The organism is Rhizobium sp. BK591 (assembly GCF_014195045.1).
In the GTDB taxonomy this organism is placed as follows: Bacteria; Pseudomonadota; Alphaproteobacteria; order Rhizobiales; family Rhizobiaceae; genus Rhizobium; species Rhizobium anhuiense.
In genome coordinates this window covers 37,078-61,605 of the sequence record NZ_JACIAZ010000013.1, presented here as the reverse complement: position 1 = coordinate 61,605, position 24,528 = coordinate 37,078, and the positions used below count along the sequence as shown (strand labels likewise).

General features: G+C 59.8%; 27 protein-coding genes, 1 tRNA gene and 2 pseudogenes. 20 read left to right on the top strand and 10 right to left on the bottom strand.

Features of this window, described 5'->3' with window-relative positions; translation table 11 throughout:
* From FHX10_RS34260 to FHX10_RS34230, 7 genes and pseudogenes are all read left to right on the top strand, one after another.
* Positions 1 to 285 (top strand): hypothetical protein, encoded by a 285-nt coding sequence (locus FHX10_RS34260; RefSeq protein WP_184390770.1) that lies wholly within the window; start codon positions 1 to 3, stop codon positions 283 to 285.
* Entirely contained in the window at positions 275 to 571 is a 297-nt protein-coding gene (locus tag FHX10_RS34255) for a hypothetical protein (protein WP_184390768.1), read from the top strand. The genes FHX10_RS34260 and FHX10_RS34255 overlap by 11 nt, the downstream gene beginning before the upstream one ends.
* A 51-nt stretch (positions 572 to 622) precedes the next feature.
* Entirely contained in the window at positions 623 to 1,051 is a 429-nt protein-coding gene (locus FHX10_RS34250) for a hypothetical protein (RefSeq protein ID WP_132576033.1), read from the top strand.
* A 157-nt stretch (positions 1,052 to 1,208) separates the two neighbouring features.
* Positions 1,209 to 1,346: pseudogene (locus FHX10_RS34245) on the top strand (transposase domain-containing protein); the annotation flags it as partial.
* A gap of 101 nt (positions 1,347 to 1,447) precedes the next feature.
* Entirely contained in the window at positions 1,448 to 1,651 is a 204-nt protein-coding gene (locus FHX10_RS34240) for a hypothetical protein (RefSeq protein WP_097543927.1), read from the top strand.
* 317 nt (positions 1,652 to 1,968) lie between these two features.
* Positions 1,969 to 2,358 (top strand): DUF5071 domain-containing protein, encoded by a 390-nt coding sequence (locus tag FHX10_RS34235; RefSeq protein ID WP_132576034.1) that lies wholly within the window; start codon positions 1,969 to 1,971, stop codon positions 2,356 to 2,358.
* Between the two features lie 93 nt (positions 2,359 to 2,451).
* Positions 2,452 to 2,652 (top strand): annotated as a pseudogene (locus FHX10_RS34230) (transposase domain-containing protein); the annotation flags it as partial.
* An 18-nt stretch (positions 2,653 to 2,670) separates the two neighbouring features.
* Here the strand turns inward: FHX10_RS34230 and FHX10_RS34225 are convergent.
* The 3 genes from FHX10_RS34225 to FHX10_RS34215 form a co-directional block, all read right to left on the bottom strand.
* Positions 2,671 to 3,237: a hypothetical protein gene (locus tag FHX10_RS34225; protein WP_132576036.1), complete on the bottom strand. Its 567-nt coding sequence runs from the start codon at positions 3,235 to 3,237 to the stop codon at positions 2,671 to 2,673.
* Between the two features lie 248 nt (positions 3,238 to 3,485).
* Positions 3,486 to 4,070, bottom strand: a complete 585-nt coding sequence (locus tag FHX10_RS34220) for a hypothetical protein (RefSeq protein ID WP_132576038.1) — start codon at positions 4,068 to 4,070, stop codon at positions 3,486 to 3,488.
* 237 nt (positions 4,071 to 4,307) lie between these two features.
* Complete coding sequence (locus tag FHX10_RS34215) at positions 4,308 to 4,553, bottom strand: helix-turn-helix domain-containing protein (protein WP_132576040.1); 246 nt, start codon at positions 4,551 to 4,553, stop codon at positions 4,308 to 4,310.
* Between the two features lie 130 nt (positions 4,554 to 4,683).
* On the opposite strand from FHX10_RS34215, the gene FHX10_RS34210 reads away from it, so the two are divergent.
* From FHX10_RS34210 to FHX10_RS34185, 6 genes are all read left to right on the top strand, one after another.
* Positions 4,684 to 4,869 (top strand): hypothetical protein, encoded by a 186-nt coding sequence (locus FHX10_RS34210; RefSeq protein ID WP_132576042.1) that lies wholly within the window; start codon positions 4,684 to 4,686, stop codon positions 4,867 to 4,869.
* 21 nt (positions 4,870 to 4,890) lie between these two features.
* Positions 4,891 to 5,238 carry a hypothetical protein gene (locus FHX10_RS34205; RefSeq protein ID WP_132576044.1) on the top strand — a complete coding sequence of 116 codons (348 nt, stop codon included), beginning with the start codon at positions 4,891 to 4,893 and terminating at the stop codon, positions 5,236 to 5,238.
* A gap of 1 nt (position 5,239) precedes the next feature.
* Positions 5,240 to 6,121 (top strand): hypothetical protein, encoded by an 882-nt coding sequence (locus FHX10_RS34200; RefSeq protein WP_132576046.1) that lies wholly within the window; start codon positions 5,240 to 5,242, stop codon positions 6,119 to 6,121.
* The gene (locus FHX10_RS34195) at positions 6,118 to 6,369 is read left to right on the top strand and encodes a hypothetical protein (RefSeq protein WP_132576048.1); all 252 of its coding nucleotides are present in this window, start codon (positions 6,118 to 6,120) and stop codon (positions 6,367 to 6,369) included. Before FHX10_RS34200 ends, FHX10_RS34195 begins: the two co-directional genes overlap by 4 nt.
* Positions 6,369 to 6,608, top strand: a complete 240-nt coding sequence (locus FHX10_RS34190) for a hypothetical protein (protein WP_132576050.1) — start codon at positions 6,369 to 6,371, stop codon at positions 6,606 to 6,608. Before FHX10_RS34195 ends, FHX10_RS34190 begins: the two co-directional genes overlap by 1 nt.
* Before the next feature lie 202 nt (positions 6,609 to 6,810).
* Positions 6,811 to 7,329, top strand: a complete 519-nt coding sequence (locus FHX10_RS34185; protein ID WP_132576052.1) for a hypothetical protein — start codon at positions 6,811 to 6,813, stop codon at positions 7,327 to 7,329.
* Positions 7,330 to 7,692: 363 nt separating this feature from the next.
* Here the strand turns inward: FHX10_RS34185 and FHX10_RS34180 are convergent, their stop codons facing one another.
* The 3 genes from FHX10_RS34180 to FHX10_RS34170 form a co-directional block, all read right to left on the bottom strand.
* Positions 7,693 to 9,582: a hypothetical protein gene (locus FHX10_RS34180; RefSeq protein WP_184390765.1), complete on the bottom strand. Its 1,890-nt coding sequence runs from the start codon at positions 9,580 to 9,582 to the stop codon at positions 7,693 to 7,695.
* A gap of 249 nt (positions 9,583 to 9,831) precedes the next feature.
* Positions 9,832 to 9,907: transfer RNA gene (locus tag FHX10_RS34175), tRNA-Ala, on the bottom strand.
* 150 nt (positions 9,908 to 10,057) lie between these two features.
* A complete protein-coding gene (locus FHX10_RS34170; protein ID WP_028757143.1) occupies positions 10,058 to 10,441 on the bottom strand; it encodes a TIGR02300 family protein in 384 nt (127 codons plus the stop codon).
* Between the two features lie 276 nt (positions 10,442 to 10,717).
* Here FHX10_RS34170 and aroA point away from each other — a divergent pair, with 276 nt between their 5' ends.
* The 3 genes from aroA (at position 10,718) to rpsA (ending at position 14,673) form a co-directional block, all read left to right on the top strand.
* Positions 10,718 to 12,076 carry a 3-phosphoshikimate 1-carboxyvinyltransferase gene (aroA, locus tag FHX10_RS34165; protein WP_047619821.1) on the top strand — a complete coding sequence of 453 codons (1,359 nt, stop codon included), beginning with the start codon at positions 10,718 to 10,720 and terminating at the stop codon, positions 12,074 to 12,076.
* 73 nt (positions 12,077 to 12,149) lie between these two features.
* Positions 12,150 to 12,797: a (d)CMP kinase gene (gene cmk / locus FHX10_RS34160; protein ID WP_183845618.1), complete on the top strand. Its 648-nt coding sequence runs from the start codon at positions 12,150 to 12,152 to the stop codon at positions 12,795 to 12,797.
* 172 nt (positions 12,798 to 12,969) lie between these two features.
* Positions 12,970 to 14,673, top strand: a complete 1,704-nt coding sequence (gene rpsA, locus FHX10_RS34155; RefSeq protein WP_028757934.1) for a 30S ribosomal protein S1 — start codon at positions 12,970 to 12,972, stop codon at positions 14,671 to 14,673.
* A gap of 76 nt (positions 14,674 to 14,749) precedes the next feature.
* On the opposite strand, the gene FHX10_RS34150 is transcribed toward rpsA, so the two are convergent.
* The 3 genes from FHX10_RS34150 to FHX10_RS34140 form a co-directional block, all read right to left on the bottom strand.
* Positions 14,750 to 16,294, bottom strand: a complete 1,545-nt coding sequence (locus tag FHX10_RS34150) for a hypothetical protein (protein ID WP_028757933.1) — start codon at positions 16,292 to 16,294, stop codon at positions 14,750 to 14,752.
* Between the two features lie 226 nt (positions 16,295 to 16,520).
* Positions 16,521 to 17,147, bottom strand: coding sequence for a ribonuclease D (locus tag FHX10_RS34145; RefSeq protein ID WP_028757150.1), 627 nt, complete (start codon positions 17,145 to 17,147; stop codon positions 16,521 to 16,523).
* Between the two features lie 254 nt (positions 17,148 to 17,401).
* Positions 17,402 to 18,211, bottom strand: a complete 810-nt coding sequence (locus tag FHX10_RS34140; protein WP_028757151.1) for a MerR family transcriptional regulator — start codon at positions 18,209 to 18,211, stop codon at positions 17,402 to 17,404.
* Positions 18,212 to 18,380: 169 nt separating this feature from the next.
* Here FHX10_RS34140 and FHX10_RS34135 point away from each other — a divergent pair, with 169 nt between their 5' ends.
* Positions 18,381 to 19,661 (top strand): 4-aminobutyrate--2-oxoglutarate transaminase, encoded by a 1,281-nt coding sequence (locus FHX10_RS34135; protein WP_183845619.1) that lies wholly within the window; start codon positions 18,381 to 18,383, stop codon positions 19,659 to 19,661.
* 65 nt (positions 19,662 to 19,726) lie between these two features.
* The gene (locus FHX10_RS34130) at positions 19,727 to 21,208 is read left to right on the top strand and encodes an NAD-dependent succinate-semialdehyde dehydrogenase (protein WP_132576062.1); all 1,482 of its coding nucleotides are present in this window, start codon (positions 19,727 to 19,729) and stop codon (positions 21,206 to 21,208) included.
* Between the two features lie 57 nt (positions 21,209 to 21,265).
* On the opposite strand, the gene FHX10_RS34125 is transcribed toward FHX10_RS34130, so the two are convergent.
* Positions 21,266 to 21,475, bottom strand: coding sequence for a SlyX family protein (locus FHX10_RS34125; RefSeq protein ID WP_028757154.1), 210 nt, complete (start codon positions 21,473 to 21,475; stop codon positions 21,266 to 21,268).
* 180 nt (positions 21,476 to 21,655) lie between these two features.
* On the opposite strand from FHX10_RS34125, the gene uxaC reads away from it, so the two are divergent.
* Both uxaC and FHX10_RS34115 read left to right on the top strand, forming a co-directional pair.
* Positions 21,656 to 23,071 carry a glucuronate isomerase gene (gene uxaC, locus FHX10_RS34120; RefSeq protein WP_183845620.1) on the top strand — a complete coding sequence of 472 codons (1,416 nt, stop codon included), beginning with the start codon at positions 21,656 to 21,658 and terminating at the stop codon, positions 23,069 to 23,071.
* Positions 23,068 to 24,525 (top strand): mannitol dehydrogenase family protein, encoded by a 1,458-nt coding sequence (locus tag FHX10_RS34115; RefSeq protein WP_028757928.1) that lies wholly within the window; start codon positions 23,068 to 23,070, stop codon positions 24,523 to 24,525. Before uxaC ends, FHX10_RS34115 begins: the two co-directional genes overlap by 4 nt.
* Positions 24,526 to 24,528 lie beyond the last annotated feature (3 nt).

Below are 24,528 nucleotides of genomic sequence, written 5' to 3'. Positions count from 1 at the left end.
ATGGCACGAAGCATCCTGGAGAACCGTATCGTCAAACTGGAAGGTCGCAATCCTGTCAGACCTTATGAGCACCTGACCGACGAGGAATTGGACGCACGGCTTGCGGCGATTGCCGTGAGGATCGAGGCCGAAGCGGGTGTGAAAATGGCTGATTATGTGGAAGCACTGGCCCAAGCTGTGAGCGCAGATGAACCTTTGCCGGAAGGGATGACGAAGATGGAAATCCGGAGCCTGATCGCGTCCTTTCGCAATGTGGCCAGCACCAGGAGTCACCATGCCCAGTAACCTTGTCCCCCGCCTGAACAAACTGGAGCTGATCGCTGGCCCCAAGAAGGAATATCCGAAGGTCGTTCGTCTTGTCGTGAGCGAGGGCGAGGAGCAGGACGCCTATAGGCAGGCTGCGGAGATGGGCTTGGATACGAGCCCCGAGAGCAAGGATATCCTCGTCATCCGCCTGATCGCAGCGTCGCCACAACGGCAGGCCAGCAGAGACCCGGCAATGGCCGCAATCGCGAGGGAGCATGTCTCCGCCCTTGTCGCGGCCGTCAACGGGAAGACACGCAGCATTTGAACGCGTCTGAGGACGAAACACCTTTAGAAAACAATCAGGAAATACCAGGAAATGTCGAAAGTAGGCGGAGCTCGACCAGGGGCAGGCCGGAAGCCGGGAACGCTCAACCAGCGTTCGGTGGAAATGGCTGCTGACATCCTCGGATCCGGGAAATCCCCCCTCGAATATCTGCTGGAGGTGATGGTGGACGAGAGTGCCGACCAGAAGCGCCGGGACTGGGCTGCCGAGAAGGCTGCCGCTTTCATCCATCCTCGGCCGGCGCCTACACCTCGAACGGTCCAGTTCCAGCTTCCGACGATCGACACGGCTAAGGATATGCCAGGCGCGATTGCCGGCGTCTTGAAGGCCGTCGCTGACGGAGAGATATCACCGTCTGAGGCACAGAGCGTTGTCGCGATTATAGAGGCTCAGCGCAAGGCCGTTGAGACCACGGATCTGCTGGAGCGTATCGAAGCGCTCGAAGGCCGCATCACGCGATAGTGACCAAGACCACCCAGGCGTGCCTGCATGTCGCTGAGCAGAGCGAGAAGGACGCTCAAGATGGCTAGAAAGACTGCGGAACGCATGGCCCGCTCAGATCTCACGTTTCGTTATCTTCCATGATTTCAGTGCTGGGTCGGGTCGCCATTGGCCTCGCTCGGAGACGTGCAAGCTCAACGCCGTCGATCCGTTCGCGTACCTGTCCGCCACGCTCACCCGCCTCGTCAATGGCCATAAGCAGAGCCGGATCGACGAGCTAATGCCGTGGAAGTACCCGGAGCGAACACACGGCTGAAGTCCGCTGTCGGCCCTTACCGCCATCCCGACTATTTCTAGGGCATTGGCTTCTGATTGGGATTCGCGACGAGGGAATTCGCCAAGAGCCGGGTCCTCGGCATGGCGTTTCTGCTGATCGATAATCACGAAGTTGGTACCCAACTCGACCTGAAGCAAAAGCAGAAGCTGGTCCACATCGCTATTGAAGCGGTCGCACCTCGCTTGCGTCCAGAGGCTTGGATCAGGTGGATACAATGGGTTGAGGTAGCTAAGATATTCTTGATCAAGACGGTTGATGAGCGAGTGAACGTTGCTTGGCAATAAAAGCCGGGGGGAAGTGCGACATCCCCTTGAAGGTCATACACGGTCGCATCAAGCGGTCCGACGCCCAATTTGGATCGGGTAGCATCATCACCCGCCCACAAGCACCCGCCAGCCCCAAAATCAAAGAAAAATCGTAGTGTACCTTTTGTCATGGTGGGAATAGTCATGTTTTACGAAATGTCCGCAAGTGGCCTTGTTGCCATCTCTATCACAGCGGTATTACTCGAAACGGCAATACGCGCATGGTCAAGGTGCGAGGCCAACAGCGCTGACTTTTAAGTTGTACGTCAGGAGCGGTCAGACTTAAGGGGGCCAAGATGCGACTACCCGAGGACAAATTCGATCTTGATGCCGTGTCGAAGCTGGAGGCAGCGGGTTATCCGGCAATTGCCCCGTTGCTTGATGATCTCGTCGCTTGGATTGCCGATGGGAACTGGCCTGTGGCAAGACCAGTTGCTGATCTTCTAGTCTCTACAGGAGCCGGTGCAATTCCAGCATTGCGTGGAGTGCTCCACGGAAACGACCCGATCCACCAGCATTCTGTTCTTCTGTTGGTCGCCAGTCGACTTTCGCCGGATGTAGTTGCCGCGCTTCGTGGTGATTTGGAGCAGCTTGCGACGTCGCCCACCCTAGATCAAATTCAAGAAGGCGTTTCCGAACTGGCTGAACGTATTCTTCAAAAGCTGGATCTACCACGACTGTCATAATCGCAACTGGCGCATAGTTGCCACGCATATCATCGCTGAAATCCTCAAAATTGACTGTGGAACTTCGTCAAGGTGAAAGCTGGACACCGCTTACTCTTCGCCGGGCACGACGCCGGAGCAGAGAACTGGGCGACCGTCGCCTCGCTTATCGAGACGTGCAAGCTCAATGCTGTCGATCCGTTTGCGTATTTGACCAGCACGCTCACCGCCGTTGTCAACGGCCATAAGCAGGCCCAGGTTATCGAGCTTCTGCCTTGGAATCACCCGGGCTTATGTCGCAAGTGCCGCCAATGAATGCTGATGTCTAATCAGTCATTGGCTCCGGCGAATAATCCTAGAGATTTCCGGCTTTTGTGCATCCAAAAACATATACGCTCGACCCAACAGTGCCTGCTTTCCAAACGCGTCGAATTTGTTCGGGCCCAATGGGGTGATAAGAACTTCCGATGGCGTGAGGCCATCCAGATGGCGGGATTCGATCTCCGACCAATGAGCTTGTGCTACGTCACGTAACACAACGTTTAGAGCGGGATGATTGTATTGGACCAAGATATTTCCATCATCCATCGGTGTCGGATTCATATCAGGATGAAAGCTGAGGATATCGGACAAGACTTTTAGGGAAACTTCGCCCGCCTCTTTTTCTGTGAGTCCTTCGTCCAAAAGCACACAAGTTCCGTTATGGAACACAACGAAGTCTTTGCGCCGATTTAGATAATAGGAAATCCGCGCTATGACTCGGTCAAGAGGCTGGGAAAAAGATGGATGCCAAGAGGGCACTGGTGGAAAGGACGCTTTGGGCGTCTCAGCTTTCGTTTTTTTCGAGCCCAGGAAGCCAAGAAGTACTGCTAGGAATGAGCGTCTTGTCACTTGTTCCATTCACCATCATCACTTGAGTGAGCAAGCTTGCCAAAGGCTTTGCATCAGGCCGCGACACTCGCCGTCATAGGTCTCGCAGATACCAACAGGTATAAAGATAACGCCACCAGAAAACTACTATGACCGCGATTCGCGCAAAGTTGCCATAGTCCTCCATGGCCGGTGGGCATTCTGCTATCGATTCCGAAACCATCGCGCAGGTGTGAGTGGCACACCGGACATACGGTCTTACTTTTTTCCTGTCGTAATCAATGAAGAAGTGCTGCCGGCGTGGAGCAGTGGAACCGCCTCTCGGCTGCGGCCGCAATCGTCTTAGAATCATCTGAATTGATGTCAAAGACAACCGGAAAAGGCTCTGCCAATTCTGACTTTAGTTCGAGAATATGTACCAAGATGTTTCGGGCAGCCAGCCGATCTCTATCTGCCTCGTTCAGCATTATCCTCGACAGCCTGCATCCCAACTCATTATCCTGGAACTTTTCAAGATAGACATCTGCCAGATTTATTGCGCTCATTCGGCTGTTCTCCCATCCGATATCATCGTCTGACATGATCAATAACCGCAGTAGTTCTCTATACCTCTTGACTAACCCTAAGTATCTACACAACGCCTTTAGAGCCAATTCCCCGTAAATGTCACGAGTTGGACCCGATAGATACCTTTCTATCAACGTCGCATCAGAGGCGTCACCACATAGCCCGACAACGTAGAGTGCAGAGCTGATATTGCCTTGTGAGGAGATAAGGATATTTCGTGCATACTCCAATTCGCTCGCGGTCACTTCGCCGGGAGCCACTCCCTGCGCGCGGTTACGGATTTCTTTGATATCCATCTGCGCCTCCGACACGCTTCTTAAACGGCCAATCTACCGTTGTCCCCACGAGCTTGACACGTTGCCTTGCTTGTCGTGGGACTGATTAGTAATTTTGCCATTTAGAGCTTTATCGGTCCCGGTAGGGACGATGGTTGCCCATCGCCCCCCGGCCAGATCCGTACGTGCGGCACTACCGCATACGGCTCCTATCGGATGTCTTGACGGTGAGCCGAGCATCTGGATGCGGATGCGCGCTTAACTGGCAGACTTTGCGAGCCGGACGCCTACGCCGCCCCCATTCTCAGGAATGAACCTAATTCCCGCTTTTTCAAGCGCAGCTCGAATGGCCTCGATCGTGCTGACGCGCGTTGCGGTCAAGGGCCCCTCCATCTGCTCAAGACGCTTGATAGAGGGGAGCGAAACGCCGGCCCTCTCCGCAAGCTCTTTCTGTTCCATTCTGAGCAAGGCTCGCGCTGCTCGCACCTGTTCTGCAGTAAGCATTTAACCCTCAGGAATAAAAAAGTATCCGTGAGGGATTGACGTTGCAATCATCACGAATTATCCTCCAGGTATAAATTGAAAGCCCTGAGGAAGCAAATGGTTTGCGCCTCCTCATATCAGGAATGGGATGATGAAGCCCTTCAGTGCCTATCCGGAAGATCGAGCCAAGCTCCTAGAACTGGCGGCGGCCGTACTCAAGGATGAGAACGCTTCGAAAGAGGCATGCGTCCTCGCCGATCTGGTTAAGGCCATCCTGGAAGATGAGCAGTGGGGCTTGGACCGAGGCGTCTGGAAAGCCGGCGACTTCGCCAACTGAACCGTAGCTGGAGATAAAGCGATGCAGAATAGGGTCATTCTGGCCGCCGCCGAAGGCATGCCCAAATACGACCGCGCAGCCATCATGGCTCATGCGTGGAAGATCTACCGTCGCGACTGGGCCAACGCCCGCCCCGCCGACGCCCAAGCTCGTCGCAAGTCCTTCTCACGTTGCCTGAAGTCCGCTTGGATGACGACCAAATGGAAGGTCGCTGAAGCTCTCAAGACCATTCAGCAGCGTGCGGCCGATCGCGTGCAAGAGCTGACCACGGAACTGATGCGCGTCGACGCCCGCCCGTGGCTCATGCGGACGAGCGCCGACCGAACTGACATTCTCAACCAAATCGCAATCGTGAAAAGGAGCGCCTAACGTGGCAACCAAAATCCTTCGTAATAAAACGGGTTCCGATTTCGGAGTCCCTGCCTCGGCACAGGCGGACGAGGCCTCTAGCTTGATCACGTCGCCTGCGCTTCACGAGGGCCTCTCGTTTATCAGGAAGAACTCCGGAAAAGGCGGCGGCTACGATTATTGGGCCGATGTGCCGACTGGTGGCAGCTATCGCCCCGATACGGAAATCGGGCAGCGCCTTGCTGAAGAGTTCATCGCCTTCATCGGCAAGTATCACAACGTCGGCAATGCCACGCTGCTCGGCTCGATCATGCTTGCTATGGAGGCGAGTGCCACCCGCGGTCATAAGATCGGATTCATGAACACCATCAATAAGTATGCCATGGCCGGCGGATACGTATCCCAGATGCCGCAGGATGAGGTGGAGCCGACAAAGCAGACGCCCGACGCTCGGCCCCATGCCGTCATCAAGCTGGAAGGATTGCTGCAGGAGGCTGCTGCTCTGCTGCGTGAAAACGAAGATCTGAAAATCGCTCAGGTCGCGCTCAATGAGCATGGCATTCACACGATGTATAAGATGCCGGGCTTCAGAAAACCTGACGCGTTGCGTGACAAGATCATCGCCTATCGAGACGGCCTGAGGGCATTCCGTGAGATGCCAATCGAAAAATTCACGAGGGAAAATGAAGATCAAATCGCCGCGGATATGTACGAGAAGCATGAGGACGCATTGCGGGCGTGGAAAGACGCCGCTCCGAGCCGAGAAGGCGCGATTGAAGCGCTGAAACTTTTAACGGAAATCGATATTTTCACCGAGGATTTCCGCGTGGATGGCAGCCTCGCTCAGACATTGCGATTGGCTGCGCTGAAATATCTGGAAGGTCTCGAAGGGATGGTGGCATGATGAACGTTCATCCCCACGAAGATAACGGCAAGTTCGACCTCCTGATTGATACCGGCCGCGGGTCATGGGTCCCGATGAGCAAGACTTCTCTCCAGCAGCTTTTGGAGAGATTCGACGCCGCTCATCCGAAATACACGGAATGCACCCGCGAGCAGCTCGTCGAGCGCTGGCAGGCGGCGGAGGTGATGCAGCGAACGCACGCCGCGCTCGTCGCCAGTAACCCAGTGCAGGCAAGGGAGGCCGCGTGATGCAGCGTAGAGCTTTCCTGGGTGGAATTGCCGCCGCCGCAGTTCCGGTCACTGTGGCTGCCGCGGCAATCAAAGAGATGTCCGCCATGGAGCGTGCGGAGTTTCATGCCAACGCCCTTTGCGACGCAATGGCAGAAATGAGCCCGGACCGCAAATGGCGAAAAGCCATCGATGCCGAGCATTCGTTTGTCCTAGTCGTGGGCGATGCTCGCCCTAGCGCTGTCGTTGCGCAGGAGTAAATTGTCATGAGAGTTTCAAGGCTGCTCGCCATCCTCGAACAGACATCTCCGGAAAAGCTGAGGGAAATCCTCGAAGAGATTAAGGCCATGAATGCCGCAAAGTGAAGTTGGGGGCGGTTCTTCGGGGTCGCCCCCGACATCGCGGTATTGACGACTCGTTCCTTTCCGTTCAGCTTCTGATTGGCGGCACTGAGAGGAACGAATGTCTGAAGACCAGAAGCCGCCGCATATCCGCCTTGCAGTCGAAAACGATCAACGCGAACTGAATCGGCGTACCGCTGAGATCGATCTGCGTTGGCCTCTGAAAACACTGGCCGCCAACGTCATCCGAATTGTCCGCGGCGCCGGCAGCCCAGCGGAGCTTGGACGCCAGTGCGCGGAAGTCGTGCAAGCCTATCGCGACTATCACGCCGCCCTCGGCGAATGGCCCAGCTCGTACCTGATCAGCGAAACGCTCTCGCTTCGCCACCGCGAAAATCACGCAACGTCGGATCGGGCTTGGGAATGGGAAGAGGCCATGCGCCAGATGGTAGCCGGCGGCCTGCAGGTGGCTGCCTCGCAACTGCTGAAACAGAACACCCAGCAACGCGCTGGTGAGTCCGAGATGTTCGATGGACTTCGAGTGATCGAGAAGCAGCGCAGTGAAAACGCTGCCGCTCGAATGCAAAAGCCTAAACCGAAGCCGAAGAAGCCAGCCAGGCGCCGCACAAAGCCGGAATGACTTCGCCCTATGAGCCGGATGCCAGCTCAACCGATCGTGGGTTCCGATAATATAGGTTTTCGGAAGTCAGCATCACATGCAAAAGGGAGACTAAGCAAATGTTCTACGCTCTTCGGCGCCGCGCTGGATCCGACAGACAAACCCTTGTTGAGTTCACAGGGAAAAGCGCGTTCCGGGACGCCAGCGCATTGCCGGGCATCTCGTTCTCTAAGATCAATGCCGACGTCGCACACCGCTGGGTCGAGCAAGGCAAAGAGCATGAAACTGGGCTGTTCCGCGACGTGTCCGCTACTCCTCACGGGAACACTTCAGTCGCTGATGGCTTGAAGCGCTCATCATCACGCCCCGAAAAGTCCGCCGGACTCAAAACGAACCGACTTCGATCGCAGGTGCGACGTACTCTCGCCAACCTGCTAAAAGTGGAGCACACACCAGCAGGTATATGAAGCAGCAGGCGTAGTAGATCATCGGATCACCGAAGCTACGATCACCAACTTTGCCATGGGCATACTCGTGGCGAAGCGCAGGTCCTGGTTTGTGGTTGAAAATCAGGTCTATGTGCAGGACGACATCTTCGCCGAAGACGGCGACCAATTCCGTGCGGTGAGTGTCCAGAAGAGTGGAAAGTGATTTATCTTCCTGCGTGAGGTCGCTTCTCATAATCGAAGTGTCCGTGCTGTTATTTATCAGGACATGTCTCAAGCAGTTTTCAAGCTGAGGTATGAGGATCGGCCCTGCGGAAAGCATGTCGCCCTGCATCAGGCGGGCGAAGCCAAGGGCAAACGTCGCTGCGTGGTGGCGGGGCACGAATGGACTTTGCAGGACGATATGGTGGAAATGCCGTTCCGATAAAGGAAATTCCCCAGCGAGAAACCGCCTCGCGGGCTCAAGTGCACCCTTTACTGCGACTTCGACGTGAAACTGCAGATTCTGGACCATCTTGCTCTTGATCCAACTTTCAGTGGGTGCCGTTCCATCAAGTGGGGCCCCATCTATTTCAGCTATTATCTTCCCTTCGCTGTCGAGATGGGTCGCGGTGAAGATATCGGCAAGACCCGTCTCCGACTCGACAGCCTTCCGCTTCATTTCCTCTGCGTTTCCGGGTCGGACAATCATTGCAAATTGCTTCAATGCTTCCGGGAGCGTCAACTTCTCGAAAACTTCGATCGTACCGCTAACGAAGTCGGACAGATCCACTGGCACTGAGAATGTGCCCAACTCCTCTAGCGACTTCTCCTGTAGACGCCTCATCTCCTTGCGCAACTCGTCGCGGCGCTCCTGCGTCTCAGGGATTTCCCTGAGCGCCGCAATAGCCTTCCGGTACCAGTGCGCCGCGCCCGAAGACGAGCCCGTCTGTGGCGCCATTTTGAGGATCTGCTCCACGCTCGCAAGCTGACAACGTCGCTGGTCGTCGGTTTGCTTCAATTCCCCGTGCGCGAATGCCGCTAACTCCCAAAGTTCTTTGATGGCGAGAGGGTAAGCATCCGGCTTTTGATCCGCGGCGACCGCAGCCCCTTCCATATCGCTGGCGAGCTCGCCCATTCCGATTAGCGAGAACCTAAAGCGCAAGGTCGCGAGGCGCTCCAGAGGCACCACATCAACGTGATTTAGCGCTCGATCATAAAGCGTAGCCACCAACTCAGCTACCCGCTCATGCATTGGTGCAGACCGCTTACTCGACCTCGCATGTATCTGAGAGGCCCGTTCGACGAGGTCCACAACTTCCATAGAGACTTCGTTGTCACTCTTGAAACGCTCTTCGAAAGCTCCGCTGATCAGACCTTCGACGCAGTCGCAGTAAGCCTCGACGGCGAGCGTGGCAGCCCTACCCTTTTTGCGGTCATTGGTCCAAGTCACATCCGCCACTCGCGCACGGAGCGCCGGGTGCTCGATCTCTTCAAGTATGTCATATAGATGCTCGGTCTGCGTGCCTAACCAGTCCTCAGGTATTGGCGTTCGGCGGTCGCCCCACGTCATCTGCGCGCCAAATGCGCCCGCCTTGTCGTTCAAGCGAAAATGCAGGCCGCAGATGGACCCAAGCAATCTGTAAACACTGAATGCGGGATCGATGTCGCGGTTGAGCTTAGTCGCATCCATGAAGGCGCTTTCGAGCCGATGGTCATACGCAGATTTCAGATCACGCACGACCGCGTTAAAGTCGACGCTCCGGAAATCCGCCGGTGTCACAATTGCCTGAGGTGGCCAGGGAACGGCCACTTCTGTCTCTGGGGTTCCCTCCGCTTCGTCGGTCATTTGGGCCTCCTGATCGCAGCGCCGCATATTGCAGCTTGTGACCCACGCAGGAGGCAGCAAGACACGCGAGTCTTGCAAGCCCTACTTTTCGTTTTGGTAGGAATATTGGGGACAAAAGGAAGTTGGTCGATGCATAAGCGCGGTGCGCGGAAAGTGACGTGGTGCTTCCCTTGTGCTTCCCTGACATTGCAGCGTCAATCGGCACGACTTAAAGTGATGCTGTAACCGATTGAAAACACGAGAGAAATTTGGTGGAGCTAAGCGGGATCGAACCGCTGACCTCTTGCATGCCATGCAAGCGCTCTCCCAGCTGAGCTATAGCCCCATCAAGGTGGTCCGGCGCACGGCCGGTCCTGGGATGCTCCTCAGGGCGTGCCCTGCGGAGTGGCGGCTTATTACTTCCGGTTTCCGGAGATAGCAAGCCTAAAAAATCCGGCCCGGAGAATTTTTTCCTCGCCGGGCCGAAATGCAATCGTCAAACTTCGTCGTCGTCGCCGGTCACGCCGATGATGTCGCTCATGTCATCATCGTCATCGTCTTCGTCAGGCGTCAGGAAGGTATCGTCGTCGTCGTCGCCTTCGATTTCAACATCGTCATCGCCGATATCCGGGATGTCGTCGCCGCTGGCGGCGTCATCGGCATCCTCAAGCGAAACCAGTTCGACTTCGGTGTTTTCAGTATCGACTTCCGCCACCTCGTCTTCCTCGGCAACTTCGGCGATCGCCGAGGTTTCCTCGAAGAAGGACAGAGGGTAGGACTTGCCGGTATAAGGAGAGACGATCGGATCCCGGTTCAGATCATAAAACTTCTTGCCGGTTTCCGGATCGGTACGCTTGGTTCCAAGTTCCGCTTTCGCCACTATAAGCCTCGTGAGAATGACCGAATTCGAGATTCGGCAAATGCCGATCAAGCCGGCGTTCCATCGGAATTTATAAGCCGGTCCCCTTAATCGCTGTGGCTTCCCATGTCAAAGCCAAACTTTATGAACGCCCTGCGGGGTTTTCCCCGCGCCGACGGATGACCGCCCGGCGCGTTTATGTTAACGAGCCGCGGCAGCCACAGAACCGAGCGAGGATTGCGACCGGCCAAGCGTGTCCTGCTGTAAAAATAGACTGCGTTTGCAAAGGATTGCGCCATGCTTCACGGCTCTGCGCCCAGGCCCGCCACCGCCCGCAAATCCGCCGGCCTTTCCGGCCGCGTCCGCATTCCGGGCGATAAATCGATCTCGCATCGTTCCTTCATGTTCGGCGGGCTTGCTTCCGGGCAAACGCGGATCACCGGCCTGCTCGAAGGCGAGGATGTGATCAATACCGGCCGGGCGATGCAGGCGATGGGCGCCAGGATTCGCAAGCAAGGCGAAGAGTGGGTGATCGAGGGCACCGGCAATGGTGCGCTGCTTGCGCCTGACGCGCCGCTCGATTTCGGCAATGCCGGCACCGGGGTGCGGCTGACCATGGGCCTGGTCGGCACTTACGACTTTCACTCCACCTTCATCGGCGACGCCTCACTTTCGAAACGGCCGATGGGCCGCGTGCTCAATCCGCTGCGCGACATGGGCGTGCAGGTCAGCGCATCGGCGGGCGACAGGCTGCCAGTGACGCTGCGAGGGCCGGGAACCCCAAGCCCGATCCGCTATCGCGTGCCGATGGCCTCCGCCCAGGTGAAATCGGCCGTCCTGCTTGCCGGTCTCAATACGCCTGGCATCACCACGGTCATCGAGCCGGTAAAGACGCGCGACCATACCGAAAAGATGCTGCAGGGCTTTGGCGCCGCCCTTTCCGTCGAGACCGACGCGGACGGCATCCGCATGATCCGGCTCGAAGGCCGCGGCCGGCTGACGGGCCAGGTGATCGACGTTCCCGGCGATCCGTCTTCCACCGCTTTCCCACTTGTTGCGGCGCTGATCGTGCCCGGCTCCGATATCACCATCGTCAACGTGCTGATGAACCCGACCCGCACGGGGCTGATCCTGACGCTGCAGGAGATGGGAGCCGACATCGAGGTGCTGAATGCGCGTCTTGCCGGCGGCGAGGACGTGGCGGATTTGCGCGTGCGCCATTCCGAGCTGAAGGGTGTGGCCGTTCCCGAAGAACGGGCGCCGTCGATGATCGACGAATATCCGATCCTCGCGGTTGCTGCCTGTTTCGCCGAGGGCACGACCGTGATGAAGGGGCTGGAGGAACTGCGCGTCAAGGAATCCGACCGCCTTTCCGCCGTCGCCGACGGCCTGAAGCTGAATGGCGTCGACTGCGACGAAGGCAAGGATTTTCTGATCGTCCGCGGCCGACCGGACGGCAAGGGCCTCGGCAGCGCTGGAGGTAGCAAGGTCAGCACGCATCTCGACCATCGCATCGCCATGAGCTTCCTTGTCCTGGGGCTTGCATCGGAGCATGCTGTGACGATCGACGACGCAGCGATGATCGCGACCAGCTTTCCGGAATTCATGCAGCTGATGGCCGGCCTTGGAGCAAAGATCGAGGAGGTGCCGCAGTGATGGACCAACGCCTCGCATTTCCGCAAAGACGATCTCATTTGCCGTTCCCATGCGCTGCCGCAGGATTGATCGCATGACAACCAAGACTTTCATCATCGCCATCGATGGCCCGGCGGCTGCCGGCAAGGGCACGCTTTCGCGCCTTGTCGCCGAGCAATACGGCTTCCATCATCTGGATACCGGGCTCACCTATCGCGCCACGGCCAAGGCGCTGCTCGATGCCGGCCTGCCGCTCGACGACGAGGCGGTGGCGGAAAAGATCGCGCGCGAGGTTGAACTCGCCGGACTGGATCGCGATATACTTTCCAAACATGAGATCGGCGAAGCCGCCTCGAAGATTGCCGTCATGCCGGCGGTGCGCCGGGCGCTGGTCGAGGCGCAGCGGCGGTTTTCGGCGAAAGCGCCGGGGACGGTGCTCGACGGGCGCGATATCGGCACGGTCGTCTGCCCCAATGCGCCAGTGAAGCTCTATGTGACGGCGTCGCCCGAGATTCGCGCGAGACGCCGCTACGACGAGATCCTCGGCAAGGGGGCGACGGCGGATTTCGATGCGATTTTCGAGGACGTCAAGCGGCGCGACGAACGCGACATGGGACGGGCCGACAGCCCTTTGAAACCAGCGGTCGATGCGCACTTGCTTGATACGTCGGAAATGAGTATAGAGGCCGCGTTTCATGCCGCTCAATCGATCATCGATGCGGTCTTGAGCCGAAATGCCTAAATTCAAGCGATTTTGCGTGCTCTGAGCACGGATCGCTTCTAATGCAGCAGCCTGAAATTCCGTCCAAGCGCCGGATTGCCTTCGAGAGAGGGCGGACTGGGTTCAGGCCCGTTCAACGCAAACCAACCGGCGCATACGTGTCCGCTTCCGTTTAGGGCACGCAGGAGATTTTATGTCAGTAGCTACCCCCTCCCGCGAGGATTTCGCGGCTCTTCTCGAAGAGTCCTTTGCCAAGAACGACCTGGCCGAAGGCTATGTCACCAAGGGCATCGTCACGGGCATCGAGAAGGACGTCGCCGTTGTCGACGTCGGCCTCAAGGTTGAAGGCCGCATCGCGCTCAAGGAATTCGGCGCACGCGCCAAGGACGGTTCGCTGAAGGTCGGCGACGAAGTCGAAGTTTATGTCGAGCGCATCGAAAACGCGCTTGGCGAAGCCGTTCTGTCGCGCGAGAAGGCTCGCCGCGAAGAAAGCTGGATCAAGCTCGAAGCCAAGTTCGAAGCCGGCGAGCGCGTCGAAGGCGTGATCTTCAACCAGGTCAAGGGCGGCTTCACGGTCGACCTCGACGGTGCGATCGCCTTCCTGCCGCGTTCGCAGGTCGATATCCGCCCGATCCGCGACGTCACTCCGCTGATGCACAACCCGCAGCCCTTCGAAATCCTCAAGATGGACAAGCGCCGCGGCAACATCGTGGTTTCGCGCCGTACGGTTCTGGAAGAATCCCGTGCCGAACAGCGTTCTGAAATCGTTCAGAACCTCGAAGAAGGCCAGGTTGTCGACGGCGTCGTCAAGAACATCACCGATTACGGTGCGTTCGTCGACCTCGGCGGCATCGACGGCCTGCTGCACGTCACCGACATGGCATGGCGCCGTGTGAACCATCCGTCGGAAATCCTGAACATCGGCCAGCAGGTCAAGGTTCAGATCATCCGTATCAACCAGGAAACCCACCGTATCTCGCTCGGCATGAAGCAGCTCGAGAGCGATCCGTGGGATGGCATCCAGGCCAAGTATCCGGAAGGCAAGAAGATTTCCGGTACCGTCACGAACATCACCGACTACGGTGCATTCGTCGAGCTGGAGCCGGGCATCGAAGGCCTGATCCATATCTCGGAAATGTCCTGGACCAAGAAGAACGTTCACCCCGGCAAGATCCTGTCCACGAGCCAGGAAGTCGAAGTCGTCGTTCTCGAAGTCGATCCGTCCAAGCGCCGTATCTCGCTCGGCCTCAAGCAGACGCTGGAAAATCCGTGGGCAGCATTCGCCCGCAGCCATCCGGCCGGCACTGAAGTCGAAGGCGAAGTCAAGAACAAGACCGAATTCGGCCTGTTCATCGGCCTCGACGGCGATGTCGACGGCATGGTGCACCTCTCCGACCTCGACTGGAACCGTCCGGGCGAACAGGTCATCGAGGAGTTCAACAAGGGTGACGTCGTCAAGGCCGTCGTTCTCGACGTCGATGTCGAGAAGGAACGCATCTCGCTCGGCATCAAGCAGCTCGGCAAGGATGCGGTCGGCGAAGCCGCTGCATCGGGCGACCTGCGCAAGAATGCAGTCGTTTCGTGCGAAGTCATCGCAGTCAACGACGGCGGCGTCGAAGTGAAGCTCGTCAACCACGAGGACATCACTTCCTTCATCCGCCGCGCCGACCTCGCTCGCGACCGCGACGAGCAGCGCCCCGAGCGCTTCTCGGTCGGCCAGGTCTTCGATGCCCGCGTCACCAACTTCTCCAAGAAGGACCGCAAGATCATGCTGTCCATCAAGGCTCTGGAGATTGCGGAAGAGAAGGAAGCCGTCGCCCAGTTCGGTTCGTCCGACAGCGGCGCTTCGCTCGGCGACATCCTGGGCGCAGCCCTGAAGAACCGCGGCGGCGAATAAGCCTCGCATCCGCCTCTGAATTGAAGAACCCGCCGGAGCGATCCGGCGGGTTCTTCATTTTCAGGCGATAGAAATCTTATTCCCAGCCGACCATGCGCTGATAGAGCGCATAGACCGGGTCGGCGGCCGTGCCTGCCTGATAAACGGACGGCTCGGCATCGATCATCCTTGGCGTTCTTCGCCCGGGCGCTGCCTCGGTTTCTTCGGCATCAGGCTCGGCATCCTCGCCACCGGACTGCGCCTGCTGCTGATCCTCGGACGCGTCGTCGCGATGGTGCTGATGCTGGTGATGCGTTTCGCCTGCCGTCTCGTTCGGCGGCGTATCCTTGGCGAACTGGTAAGGCAGCTGGGCATAGGCAAACCCCTCCGGCATCTTTGCCGCCAGCGGCATGTAGGAAGCCTCGACGGTCTCGGACATCGGGATGATTTGCGGTTGCGCGGCGATTTCTTTCGGCTGACGGGCGACCGCGACCGCGCTCTCGATATCCATCTGCGAGGCGTGGAGCGCTGCGGATTGGCGAGCATCGGGAGCGACGAATTCGGCCGGCTGCCGGGTCAAGGTCTCGGTCGCATCGCTGATCACGGCGTCATCGAGGATCGTATCGATCTCCACCGCCGCCTCGACGGGGACATCCTCCAGCAGGGCTTCGACGTCCTGCTCGCGGATGATGGTGGCGATCATCTCGGAGGCTTCTCCGGTCATGGAGGCGACAATGCCTGTCCAGTTCTTCGGAATGACAGGATCGACTTTTTCCGATGTCGCGTGGGGTTGGATGGCAGGCGGCGCCGGCGTTTCCTGCGCGTCGTCGGCCGCTGCGGCATTCGTCGACAGCGGTTGCCGGTCTTCGATCTCCTGCGGCGCCGATTTTTTCGGTGCTACCTCGCTTGTCGCCGCCGGGGCGGACTGAGCCCGGTTTGCAGCCTGCGGCGTTTCCGGATCGGCAGCTTCCACAGCTTCGGCGATGACCGCTTCCTCGGCAGTCGCCGAAGTTGCGGCCTCGATCAGCGGATCGGCTTGCACAGGCGCCTTTTCCGCAGGCTGGCGCATGGCGGCAGGCAGGCTGTCCTCATGCAGCTGGATCTCGGGACGGGTTTCGGCGCGCATCGGCGAAGCGTCGTTCTGGCCATAAGAGCGGACGACGGCGCGGGCGGCGAGGTCGCGATCCTTGTAGCGGATGATTTCCAGATAGGCGACGATGCGGGCTGCTTCCGGGCCTGCCGGGTTCTTCAGGGCTTCGGCGATCATCCGCAACGGCAGGCTATGGCCCTCATCGGTCAGCTGGCGCTCGACCTCGTCGATCCTGACAGCCGGTAGCCGCCGGATGGCATCGGCAAGCCGGGAGGCAAAGGCAAGATTGGTCTCGTCCTCGCCGCGATCCAGCGAGATCGAGCGGCCTGCCGCATCGATGACATCGAAAAGCGCTTCGACCATACGCTCGCGCGCGGCCAGAAGCAGAATATTGAGCTTGCCGGCAATGGCGGAATTGAGATCAGCCGCTTCGACGGCGTTGACAGGCGCGGGGGCAATCACTGAACGACCGAGACCACCGGCGACGATCGCCGCAGTCTGGCCTTGGGACGAAAAGCTTGCATTGGACGCTGCACGAACGGGAGTCAACATGGCATGCTCCTTTCGCAAAGTGACGATGAAAGCAGGCTCTATAAAAGGACCGCGCTCATCCGGTCCCCTTGCATCCCAGCAGATCCTCCTGTCCGCATGACGCATTCTCGCGTCATCGAATGCATAAATATTAACTGGAATTTTAGGAAAGAGGCGTTAACGAATCGATAACGGCCGCAGGCAAACATGCCCACGGTCTTTGGTCACCTGTCGAAGAATGAATCGCTCAGCTATGAGCGAAGATATCGGCCTCTTCCCAGCCGAGCAGGTCGAGCTTGGCGCGGGTCGGCAGGAATGCGAAGCAGGCCGTCGCATGGTCGAAGCGGCCGTCGCGGATCAGGCGTTCCGTCAGCTTGTCGCGCAACGCGTGCAGATAAAGCACATCGGAAGCGGCATATTCGAGCTGGGCCGGGGACAGCGTCGCGGCCGCCCAATCGGAAGATTGCTGCGTCTTGGAGATATCGACGTCGAGCATCTCCTTGAGATTGTCCTTGAGGCCGTGGCGATCCGTATAGGTCCGGCTCAGGCGCGAGGCGATCTTGGTGCAGAAAACCGGGTTCGTCGTGACGCCGAAAGTGTGGAATAGCACGGCAATATCGAAACGGCCGTAATGAAAGATCTTCTGATGGGTGGGGTCTTCGAGCAGAGCGACGAGATTGGGGGCCTGCTTCTGGCCGGCAGCAATGCGGATAACGTCGGCAGTGCCGTCACCCGGCGAAAGCTGGACGACGCAGAGCCGATCGCGGCGCGGCACCAGGCCGAGCGTTTCGGTGTCGATCGCGACCGCGCCAGTGTAGCGGGCGGCATCGGCCGCGGAAATATCGCCTTCGTGATAACGTATGGTAGCCGCCATGAGACAATCTTTCGTTCGAATGCATCCTCTACAGCGCGGTGCGTCTTTTCAGACGCGCAAAGGACGCTGTAGCGCTTTGAATGGCTGTATAATTTATCCTTAAATCCATGCCGATTTAAGCAATTATGCAGCAGCGCTATAGCGCAAAGGTGCAGAATGCGAAACCGCTTTCCTGCCGCAGAGCCGTCCCGTCCTCTCGGACGCACAAAGGACGCTCTACTCTTTTGATCTTCAATCTCCGCTTCGTGCGGCGGTCAGAATGTCGGCGGCGTGTTGATCCAGAGAATCACGGTTTCACCATCATGGCGATTACGCCAAGAATGGTAACGGCGGCTTTCGAAATAAAGTGAATCGCCTTGGCCAAGATCGAAGAACTGATCGCTGTCGAGCACTAGTTCGAGCCGGCCGGACAGGACATGCATGAATTCTTCGCCCTCGTGGCGATAGGCGCCTTCGCTGGCAGCACCCGGCGCCAGCACGAAACGATGGCAGTCCATCATCCTGCGGCCTTCGGCGAGGAGCTGCACCGTGACGCCGGGCGTCGTTTCCGGCCATGTCCGCCATTCGCCGGCGCGCACCAGCGTCGGCACGTCCGCGCGCTCCTCGCCCGAGAGGCGCGAGACGGTGGTGCCGTAATATTCGGCGAGATCGTGCAGCGTCTTGAAGCTGACGCCCTGCGAGGTGCGCTCCAGCGTCGAGAGCGTCGACGCGGTGACGCCGATGTCGCCGGCGACCTGATCGAGCGTCTTGCCGCTCGCATGGCGCAGGCTGCGCAGCTTGCGGCCGATGCCGGAATCCTGGCTCGCCTCGGCGCCATCGGCGGAAGGTTCCTCGCTCTCCAGCGCCTCCCGGATTGCCGCGGGATTGAGGCCACGTTCGACACGATACCAGGAGATGCGCTTCAGCCGCGCCACATCGTCGGCGCTGTATTGCCGATGGCCGGTTTGCGAACGGCCGGGAACCAGCAAACCCTGGCTTTCCCAGAGGCGCAAGGTCGAGGCCGAAACGCCCGCCAGCCGCGCGGCCTCCGCCACCTTGTAGCGCACAGGTCCGTTGTCACCCATCGAAATATCCCTGATTCCAATCGCCCGCGAGCATTCATCAAAAGGCGTGATGTTTGAAGCAAAAAATCCCACTTGTTTTCTTGCAGGAAAAATGTAGGAGTTTTCTACATGTCTTGCAGAATTTATGCAAGATAGTTCTCAAGCCCCTTTTCAGCGCAGGAGCGCATCGATGACCGCGACAAGCCTTACGGACCGGAAGAACGCAGCCATTTCACGCGGCGTCGGCATGACGACCCAGATCTATGCCGATCGTGCAGAGAACGCCGAGATCTGGGACAAGGAAGGCCACCGCTACATCGATTTCGCCGCCGGCATCGCCGTTCTCAACACCGGCCACCGCCATCCCCGGGTCATCGCCGCAGTCAAGGACCAGCTCGACCGCTTCACCCATACCTGCCATCAGGTGGTGCCTTACGAAAGCTACGTGCATCTCGCCGAACGGCTGAACGCGCTGGTGCCGGGCAACTTCGAGAAGAAGACGATCTTCGTCACGACGGGCGCCGAAGCGGTCGAGAACGCCGTCAAGATCGCACGTGCGGCAACCGGCCGCTCGGCGGTCATCGCCTTTGGCGGCGGCTTCCACGGCCGCACCTTCATGGGCATGGCGCTGACCGGCAAGGTCGTGCCCTACAAGGTCGGTTTCGGCGCGATGCCGGGCGATGTCTTCCACGTTCCCTTTCCGGTCGAGCTGCACGGCGTCACGGCCGACCAGTCGCTGGCGGCCCTGAAGAAACTCTTCGCCGCCGATGTCGATCCACAGCGCGTCGCGGCCATCATCATCGAGCCGGTCCAGGGTGAAGGCGGTTTCTACCCGGCGCCCGGTGCCTTCATGAAGGCGCTGCGCGAACTCTGCGACCAGCACGGCATCCTGCTGATCGCCGATGAGGTTCAGACCGGTTTTGCCCGCACCGGCAGGATGTTCGCGATGGATCACCACGAGGTGGCGCCCGACCTGACGACGATGGCAAAGAGCCTGGCCGGCGGATTTCCGCTCGCCGCCGTCACCGGCCGCGCCGCCATCATGGATGCGCCGGGGCCGGGCGGGCTCGGCGGCACCTATGGCGGCAATCCGCTGGGGATCGCAGCCGCCCATGCCGTGCTCGACGTCATCAAGGACGAAGATCTCTGCAACCGCGCCAACCAGCTCGGCGGACGGCTGAAGCAGCGACTGGAATCGCTGCGCGAGACGGTGCCCGAGATCGTCGATATCCGCGGGCCGGGCTTCATGAACGCCGTCGAATTCAATGACCGGACGACGGGATTGCCGAGTGCTGATTTCGCCAACCGGGTGCGGCTGATCGCCCTCGACAAGGGGCTGATCCTGCTCACCTGCGGCACCCACGCAAACGTCATCCGCTTCCTGGCGCCGATCACCATCCAGGACGAAATCCTCGGCGAGGCGCTCGACATTCTCGAGGCCTCGATGCTGGAAGCCAGCGCGGCCAGCTAAGCGCGAGGAACCGGATTTCAATGGCTGCCGGCCACCGGCAGCCGCACTCCCCAGGAGGATATGACATGGCTTTCACCACTGCACTGACCAGGCACGTTCCCTTCTCCTCGCCCTTGCTGCGCGATGCCGGCTATATCAACGGCGTCTGGACATCAGGCGATGCCACGAAGACTTTCGACGTGCTCAACCCGGCAACCGGCGAGTTGCTCGCTTCGCTGCCCGATATGGGTGCGGGCGAAACGCGGACGGCGATCGATGCAGCGCATGCCGCCCAGCCGACCTGGGCTGCCCGCCCAGCCAAAGAGCGCAGCGCGCTCCTGCGCAAATGGTTCGACCTGATGGTCGCCAATGCCGACGAGCTCGCGGCGATCTTGACCGCCGAGATGGGCAAGCCGTTCGCGGAAGCGCGCGGCGAGATCCTTTATGCCGCGGCCTATATCGAATGGTACGCGGAAGAGGCCAAGCGCATCTACGGCGAGACGATCCCCGCGCCTTCCCAAGACAAGCGCATGATCGTCATCAGGCAGCCGGTCGGCGTCGTCGGCACGATCACGCCGTGGAATTTCCCGGCGGCGATGATTGCCCGCAAGATCGCGCCGGCACTTGCCGTCGGCTGCACCGCGGTGTCGAAGCCCGCCGAACAGACGCCGCTGACGGCGATCGCCCTTGCCGTGCTCGCCGAGCAGGCCGGCATTCCCCCAGGCGTCTTCAACGTCATCGTCGGGGTCGACGGCCCGGCGATCGGCCGCGAACTCTGCGGCAATGACAAGGTGCGCAAGATCAGCTTCACCGGCTCGACGGAAGTCGGCCGCATCCTGATGCGGCAGTGCGCCGACCAGATCAAGAAGGTGAGCCTGGAGCTCGGCGGCAACGCGCCGTTCATCGTCTTCGACGACGCCGACCTCGACGCCGCCGTCGAGGGCGCGATCGCCTCCAAATACCGCAATGCCGGTCAGACCTGCGTCTGCGCCAACCGCCTCTACGTCCAGTCGAACGTCTATGACGCCTTTGCGGCCAAGCTCGCCGCCAAGGTCGCCGAGATGCCGGTCGGCGACGGCTTCGAGCCGGGTGTCTTGATCGGGCCGCTGATCGACGAGCAGGGCCTTGCCAAGGTGGAAGACCATGTCAGCGACGCGCTTGCCAAGGGCGCCAAGGTGCTGATCGGCGGCAAGCGCATTGACGGCGCCGGCACCTTCTTTGCGCCGACGGTACTGACCGGTGTGGCGCGCGGCATGAAGGTGGCGCGCGAGGAAACCTTCGGGCCGGTGGCGCCGCTCTTCCGCTTCGAGACGGTCGAGGACGTCATCGCCCAGGCCAATGATACGGAATTCGGACTTGCCGCCTATTTCTATGCCGGTGACCTGAAGAAGGTCTGGCGTGTAGCGGAAGCGCTGGAATACGGCATGATCGGCATCAATACCGGCCTGATGTCGTCCGAGACGGCGCCCTTTGGCGGCATCAAGCAATCCGGCCTCGGCCGCGAAGGCTCGCGTCACGGCGCCGACGATTATCTGGAAATGAAATATCTCTGCATCGGCGGCGTCTGATCCGGGTCATCTACGATACAAGAAGCACTGGGACACGCGGCATTCAGCCGCGTGTCGTCAATAATGCGGCGGACGGGTGATACCAGGAGCTTCCAGCGACTGCTCCTCCAGCGACAGGAAGCGTTCGGTCAGCCGGTCGAGCTTGGTGCGCATCTGCTCCACCGTCTTCCATTGCTCGGCGAGCTGATCGGAAAGCTCTTCGATCGTCTTTGCCTGGTAAGCCAGCATTTCTTCCAGCCGGGTGATGCGGTTCGTCTCGTCGGACATCGATCCTCCTTTGCCGAAACCGGCAGAACAGATGGTTCTCCCAAAGCGGAAATAGGCCACCTCGTCAATGCTTTCCATGCCCAATGCAGCGATGCGCAAAACTGAACCGTTTGGTTACTAAAAGACCTTGCCGTGCCTGATGTTGTGGGGTAGGCCCTTATCCACCAGGGAGGAATACTGATGGATGCAGGGAACGGCTTTCTTCATCCGGACCGGCTTTTTCCGGCTGATCCGGCAACACGGACCATCGCGCGAGACCTCTACGAGACAGTGCGCAACCTTCCGATCGTCAGCCCGCACGGGCATACCGAACCCTCCTGGTTTGCCGACGACAAGCCCTTCGAAGACGCGGCCTCGCTGCTGGTCATTCCCGATCACTATCTCTTCCGGATGCTGCACAGCGTCGGCGTCACTTTGGACGAACTCGGCGTGCCGCGGCTCGACGGCAAGCCGGCGGCTGAGGGGCGGGCGATCTGGCGGAGCTTTGCCGCGCATTACCATCTCTTCCGCGGGACGCCTTCAAGCATCTGGGTCGACCATGCGATGTCGGCCGTGCTCGGCTGCACCGAGCCGCTGACACCAGACAATGCCGATGCGCTCTACCACCATATCAATGCTCAGCTTGCTCTTCCCGAATTCCGCCCGCGGGCGCTGCATCAGCGATTCGGCATCGAAACGATCGCGACGACCGAAGGCGCGCTCGACCCGCTGGCGCATCACCAGAAGATGGCGGCGGACGGCTGGATCGGCAAGGTGCGCACCACCTACAGGCCGGACAGCGTCACCGATCCCGAAGCCGTCGGCTTCCGCGACAATCTGGTCAAGTTCGGAGAGATCACCGGCGCCGACGTAACGCGCTGGGACGGCCTGGTCGAGGCGCATCGCCGCCGGCGCGCCTATTTCCGCCAGTTCGGCGCCACCGCGACCGACCATGGCGTGCCCACCGCCTTTACCGCGGATCTGCCGCTTGCGGAAAAACAGGCGCTGCTCGACAAGGCCTTGAAGGGACCGCTTTCGCCTGCAGACGCCGAACTCTTCCGCGGCCTGATGATGACGGAGATGGCCGGGCTTTCGGCCGAAGACGGCATGGTGATGCAGATCCATGCCGGCTCCCGACGCAATACCGACAGCGGGCTTTTTGCGACGCGCGGCCCCAATATGGGCGCTGATATTCCGACACGCACGGACTGGGTCGGCGGCCTGAATGCGCTGCTTTCCAAATACGGCCATGCACCGGGGCTCAGAGTGCTGCTCTTCACGCTCGACGAGACGACCTATGCGCGCGAGATGGCGCCGATGGTCGGCCATTGGCCCTGCCTGATGATCGGCCCGCCCTGGTGGTTCCACGACAGCCCGAACGGCATAAGGCGCTATCTCGACCAGGTCGTCGAGACGGCAGGCTTTGCCAATATGGCGGGTTTCAACGATGATACGCGCGCGCTGCTGTCGATCCCAGCGCGGCATGATGTCTGGCGCCGCGAAGTCTGCCGCTTCCTCGCCCAGCTCGCCGCCGAGCACCGGATTTCCAAACGCGACGCCGAGATCGTGGCGGGCGAACTCTCCTATGGCAATGCGAAGAAGGCCTACAAGCTGTGAGCGAACGACTGCAGACCCTTTCCGGCCTCGCCCCGACGGCGAAGCTTCCCGCCTATGACCGCAGCCGGCTGAAGAGCGGCATCCTGCATCTTGGGCCGGGCGCATTCTTCCGCGCGCATTTCGCGCCCTTCACGGAAGATGCGCTCTCGGCCGCGGGCGGTGACTGGGGCATCGATGTGGCAAGCCTGCGCACGCCTGACGTCGCGGATAATCTGACTGCCCAGAATGGCCTCTATACGATGCTGATCCGCGATACGTCAGGTACGACGGCGCAGGTGATCGGGTCGATCCTGAAGGCGCATGTGGCGCCGCGCGATCCGGCCGGCCTGCTGGCGCGGCTCGAGGACCCTGATATCCGCATCGTCAGCATGACGGTGACGGAAAAGGCCTATGGCTTCGATCCTGCGACGGGTGGCCTCGACCTGAAGCATCCCGATATTGTCGCCGACCTTGCCAACCGGCATGCGCCGCGGGGCGTCATCGGTTATCTCGTCGAAGGCCTGGCACGCCGGCGGAAGAAGGGCATAGCGCCCTTTACGCCGCTGAGCTGCGACAACCTGCCGAGCAACGGCGCCGTGCTGAAACGCCTCGTGCTGGAATTCACCTCCCGCATCGATCCCGACCTGCATCGCTGGATCGAAGCGAATGTACCCTTCCCCTCCACGATGGTCGACCGTATCACGCCGGCCAGCACGGACGCGACCTATGCCGATGCAGAGCGGCTGACGGGCCGCACGGATATGGCGGCGATCGAGACCGAACCCTTTACGCAATGGGTCATCGAAGACCATTTCGCCAATGGCCGGCCGGCCTGGGAAAAGGTGCACGGTGCGCTGATGGTCGAAGATGTCTCCGCCTACGAGAAGATGAAGCTGCGGATGCTGAACGGCGCGCATTCGCTGCTCGCCTATCTCGGTTATATCGGCGGCTATGAATTCATCCGCGACGTGATGGACGATGCCGGCCTTGCCGCACTTGCCTACCGGCACATGCATGCGGCCGCGAGAACGCTCGATGCGGTTCCCGGCATCGATCTCGATCACTATGCCAGCGAATTGATAGCACGCTTTGCAAACAAGGCGATCGCCCATCGCACCTATCAGATCGCCATGGACGGCACGCAGAAACTGCCGCAGCGGCTGCTGGAACCGGCCTGCGAGGCACTGGCCCTTGGCGACAGGGCAGAGACCTACGCGATCGCTGTTGCGGCTTGGATGCGCTATGCCATCGGCGAACACGGCAACGGCGATCGCTACGAGTTGCGCGACCCCCGTGCGGCTGAGATCGCCGCCCTCATCGCCGATGTCCCGCGCACCGGTCTGGCGATTTCGGCGGCACTCTTCACCCTTCCTGGACTTTTCCCGGCGGCTTTGACAGGACACCGGGCGTGGACGCAGGATGTCTCCGACAAGCTGGAGATTCTGATCCAGGACGATAGGTTGCCGCTGTTCTAGACT

What these genes read in the sequence shown, in the direction of transcription:
- FHX10_RS34235 (WP_132576034.1), top strand. Translation starts at nt 1,969, where the DNA reads ATGCGACTACCCGAGGACAAATTCGATCTTGATGCCGTGTCGAAGCTG.
- FHX10_RS34125 (WP_028757154.1), bottom strand. Translation starts at nt 21,475, where the DNA reads ATGTCCGACGAGACGAACCGCATCACCCGGCTGGAAGAAATGCTGGCT.
- FHX10_RS34260 (WP_184390770.1), top strand. Translation starts at nt 1, where the DNA reads ATGGCACGAAGCATCCTGGAGAACCGTATCGTCAAACTGGAAGGTCGC.
- FHX10_RS34130 (WP_132576062.1), top strand. Translation starts at nt 19,727, where the DNA reads ATGGCTTTCACCACTGCACTGACCAGGCACGTTCCCTTCTCCTCGCCC.
- rpsA (WP_028757934.1), top strand. Translation starts at nt 12,970, where the DNA reads ATGTCAGTAGCTACCCCCTCCCGCGAGGATTTCGCGGCTCTTCTCGAA.
- cmk (WP_183845618.1), top strand. Translation starts at nt 12,150, where the DNA reads ATGACAACCAAGACTTTCATCATCGCCATCGATGGCCCGGCGGCTGCC.
- FHX10_RS34255 (WP_184390768.1), top strand. Translation starts at nt 275, where the DNA reads ATGCCCAGTAACCTTGTCCCCCGCCTGAACAAACTGGAGCTGATCGCT.
- FHX10_RS34135 (WP_183845619.1), top strand. Translation starts at nt 18,381, where the DNA reads ATGACCGCGACAAGCCTTACGGACCGGAAGAACGCAGCCATTTCACGC.
- FHX10_RS34190 (WP_132576050.1), top strand. Translation starts at nt 6,369, where the DNA reads ATGCAGCGTAGAGCTTTCCTGGGTGGAATTGCCGCCGCCGCAGTTCCG.
- FHX10_RS34240 (WP_097543927.1), top strand. Translation starts at nt 1,448, where the DNA reads ATGGCGTTTCTGCTGATCGATAATCACGAAGTTGGTACCCAACTCGAC.
- FHX10_RS34195 (WP_132576048.1), top strand. Translation starts at nt 6,118, where the DNA reads ATGATGAACGTTCATCCCCACGAAGATAACGGCAAGTTCGACCTCCTG.
- uxaC (WP_183845620.1), top strand. Translation starts at nt 21,656, where the DNA reads ATGGATGCAGGGAACGGCTTTCTTCATCCGGACCGGCTTTTTCCGGCT.
- FHX10_RS34185 (WP_132576052.1), top strand. Translation starts at nt 6,811, where the DNA reads ATGTCTGAAGACCAGAAGCCGCCGCATATCCGCCTTGCAGTCGAAAAC.
- FHX10_RS34150 (WP_028757933.1), bottom strand. Translation starts at nt 16,294, where the DNA reads ATGTTGACTCCCGTTCGTGCAGCGTCCAATGCAAGCTTTTCGTCCCAA.
- FHX10_RS34145 (WP_028757150.1), bottom strand. Translation starts at nt 17,147, where the DNA reads ATGGCGGCTACCATACGTTATCACGAAGGCGATATTTCCGCGGCCGAT.
- FHX10_RS34250 (WP_132576033.1), top strand. Translation starts at nt 623, where the DNA reads ATGTCGAAAGTAGGCGGAGCTCGACCAGGGGCAGGCCGGAAGCCGGGA.
- FHX10_RS34205 (WP_132576044.1), top strand. Translation starts at nt 4,891, where the DNA reads ATGCAGAATAGGGTCATTCTGGCCGCCGCCGAAGGCATGCCCAAATAC.
- FHX10_RS34140 (WP_028757151.1), bottom strand. Translation starts at nt 18,211, where the DNA reads ATGGGTGACAACGGACCTGTGCGCTACAAGGTGGCGGAGGCCGCGCGG.
- FHX10_RS34225 (WP_132576036.1), bottom strand. Translation starts at nt 3,237, where the DNA reads ATGGAACAAGTGACAAGACGCTCATTCCTAGCAGTACTTCTTGGCTTC.
- aroA (WP_047619821.1), top strand. Translation starts at nt 10,718, where the DNA reads ATGCTTCACGGCTCTGCGCCCAGGCCCGCCACCGCCCGCAAATCCGCC.
- FHX10_RS34210 (WP_132576042.1), top strand. Translation starts at nt 4,684, where the DNA reads ATGAAGCCCTTCAGTGCCTATCCGGAAGATCGAGCCAAGCTCCTAGAA.
- FHX10_RS34220 (WP_132576038.1), bottom strand. Translation starts at nt 4,070, where the DNA reads ATGGATATCAAAGAAATCCGTAACCGCGCGCAGGGAGTGGCTCCCGGC.
- FHX10_RS34215 (WP_132576040.1), bottom strand. Translation starts at nt 4,553, where the DNA reads ATGCTTACTGCAGAACAGGTGCGAGCAGCGCGAGCCTTGCTCAGAATG.
- FHX10_RS34180 (WP_184390765.1), bottom strand. Translation starts at nt 9,582, where the DNA reads ATGACCGACGAAGCGGAGGGAACCCCAGAGACAGAAGTGGCCGTTCCC.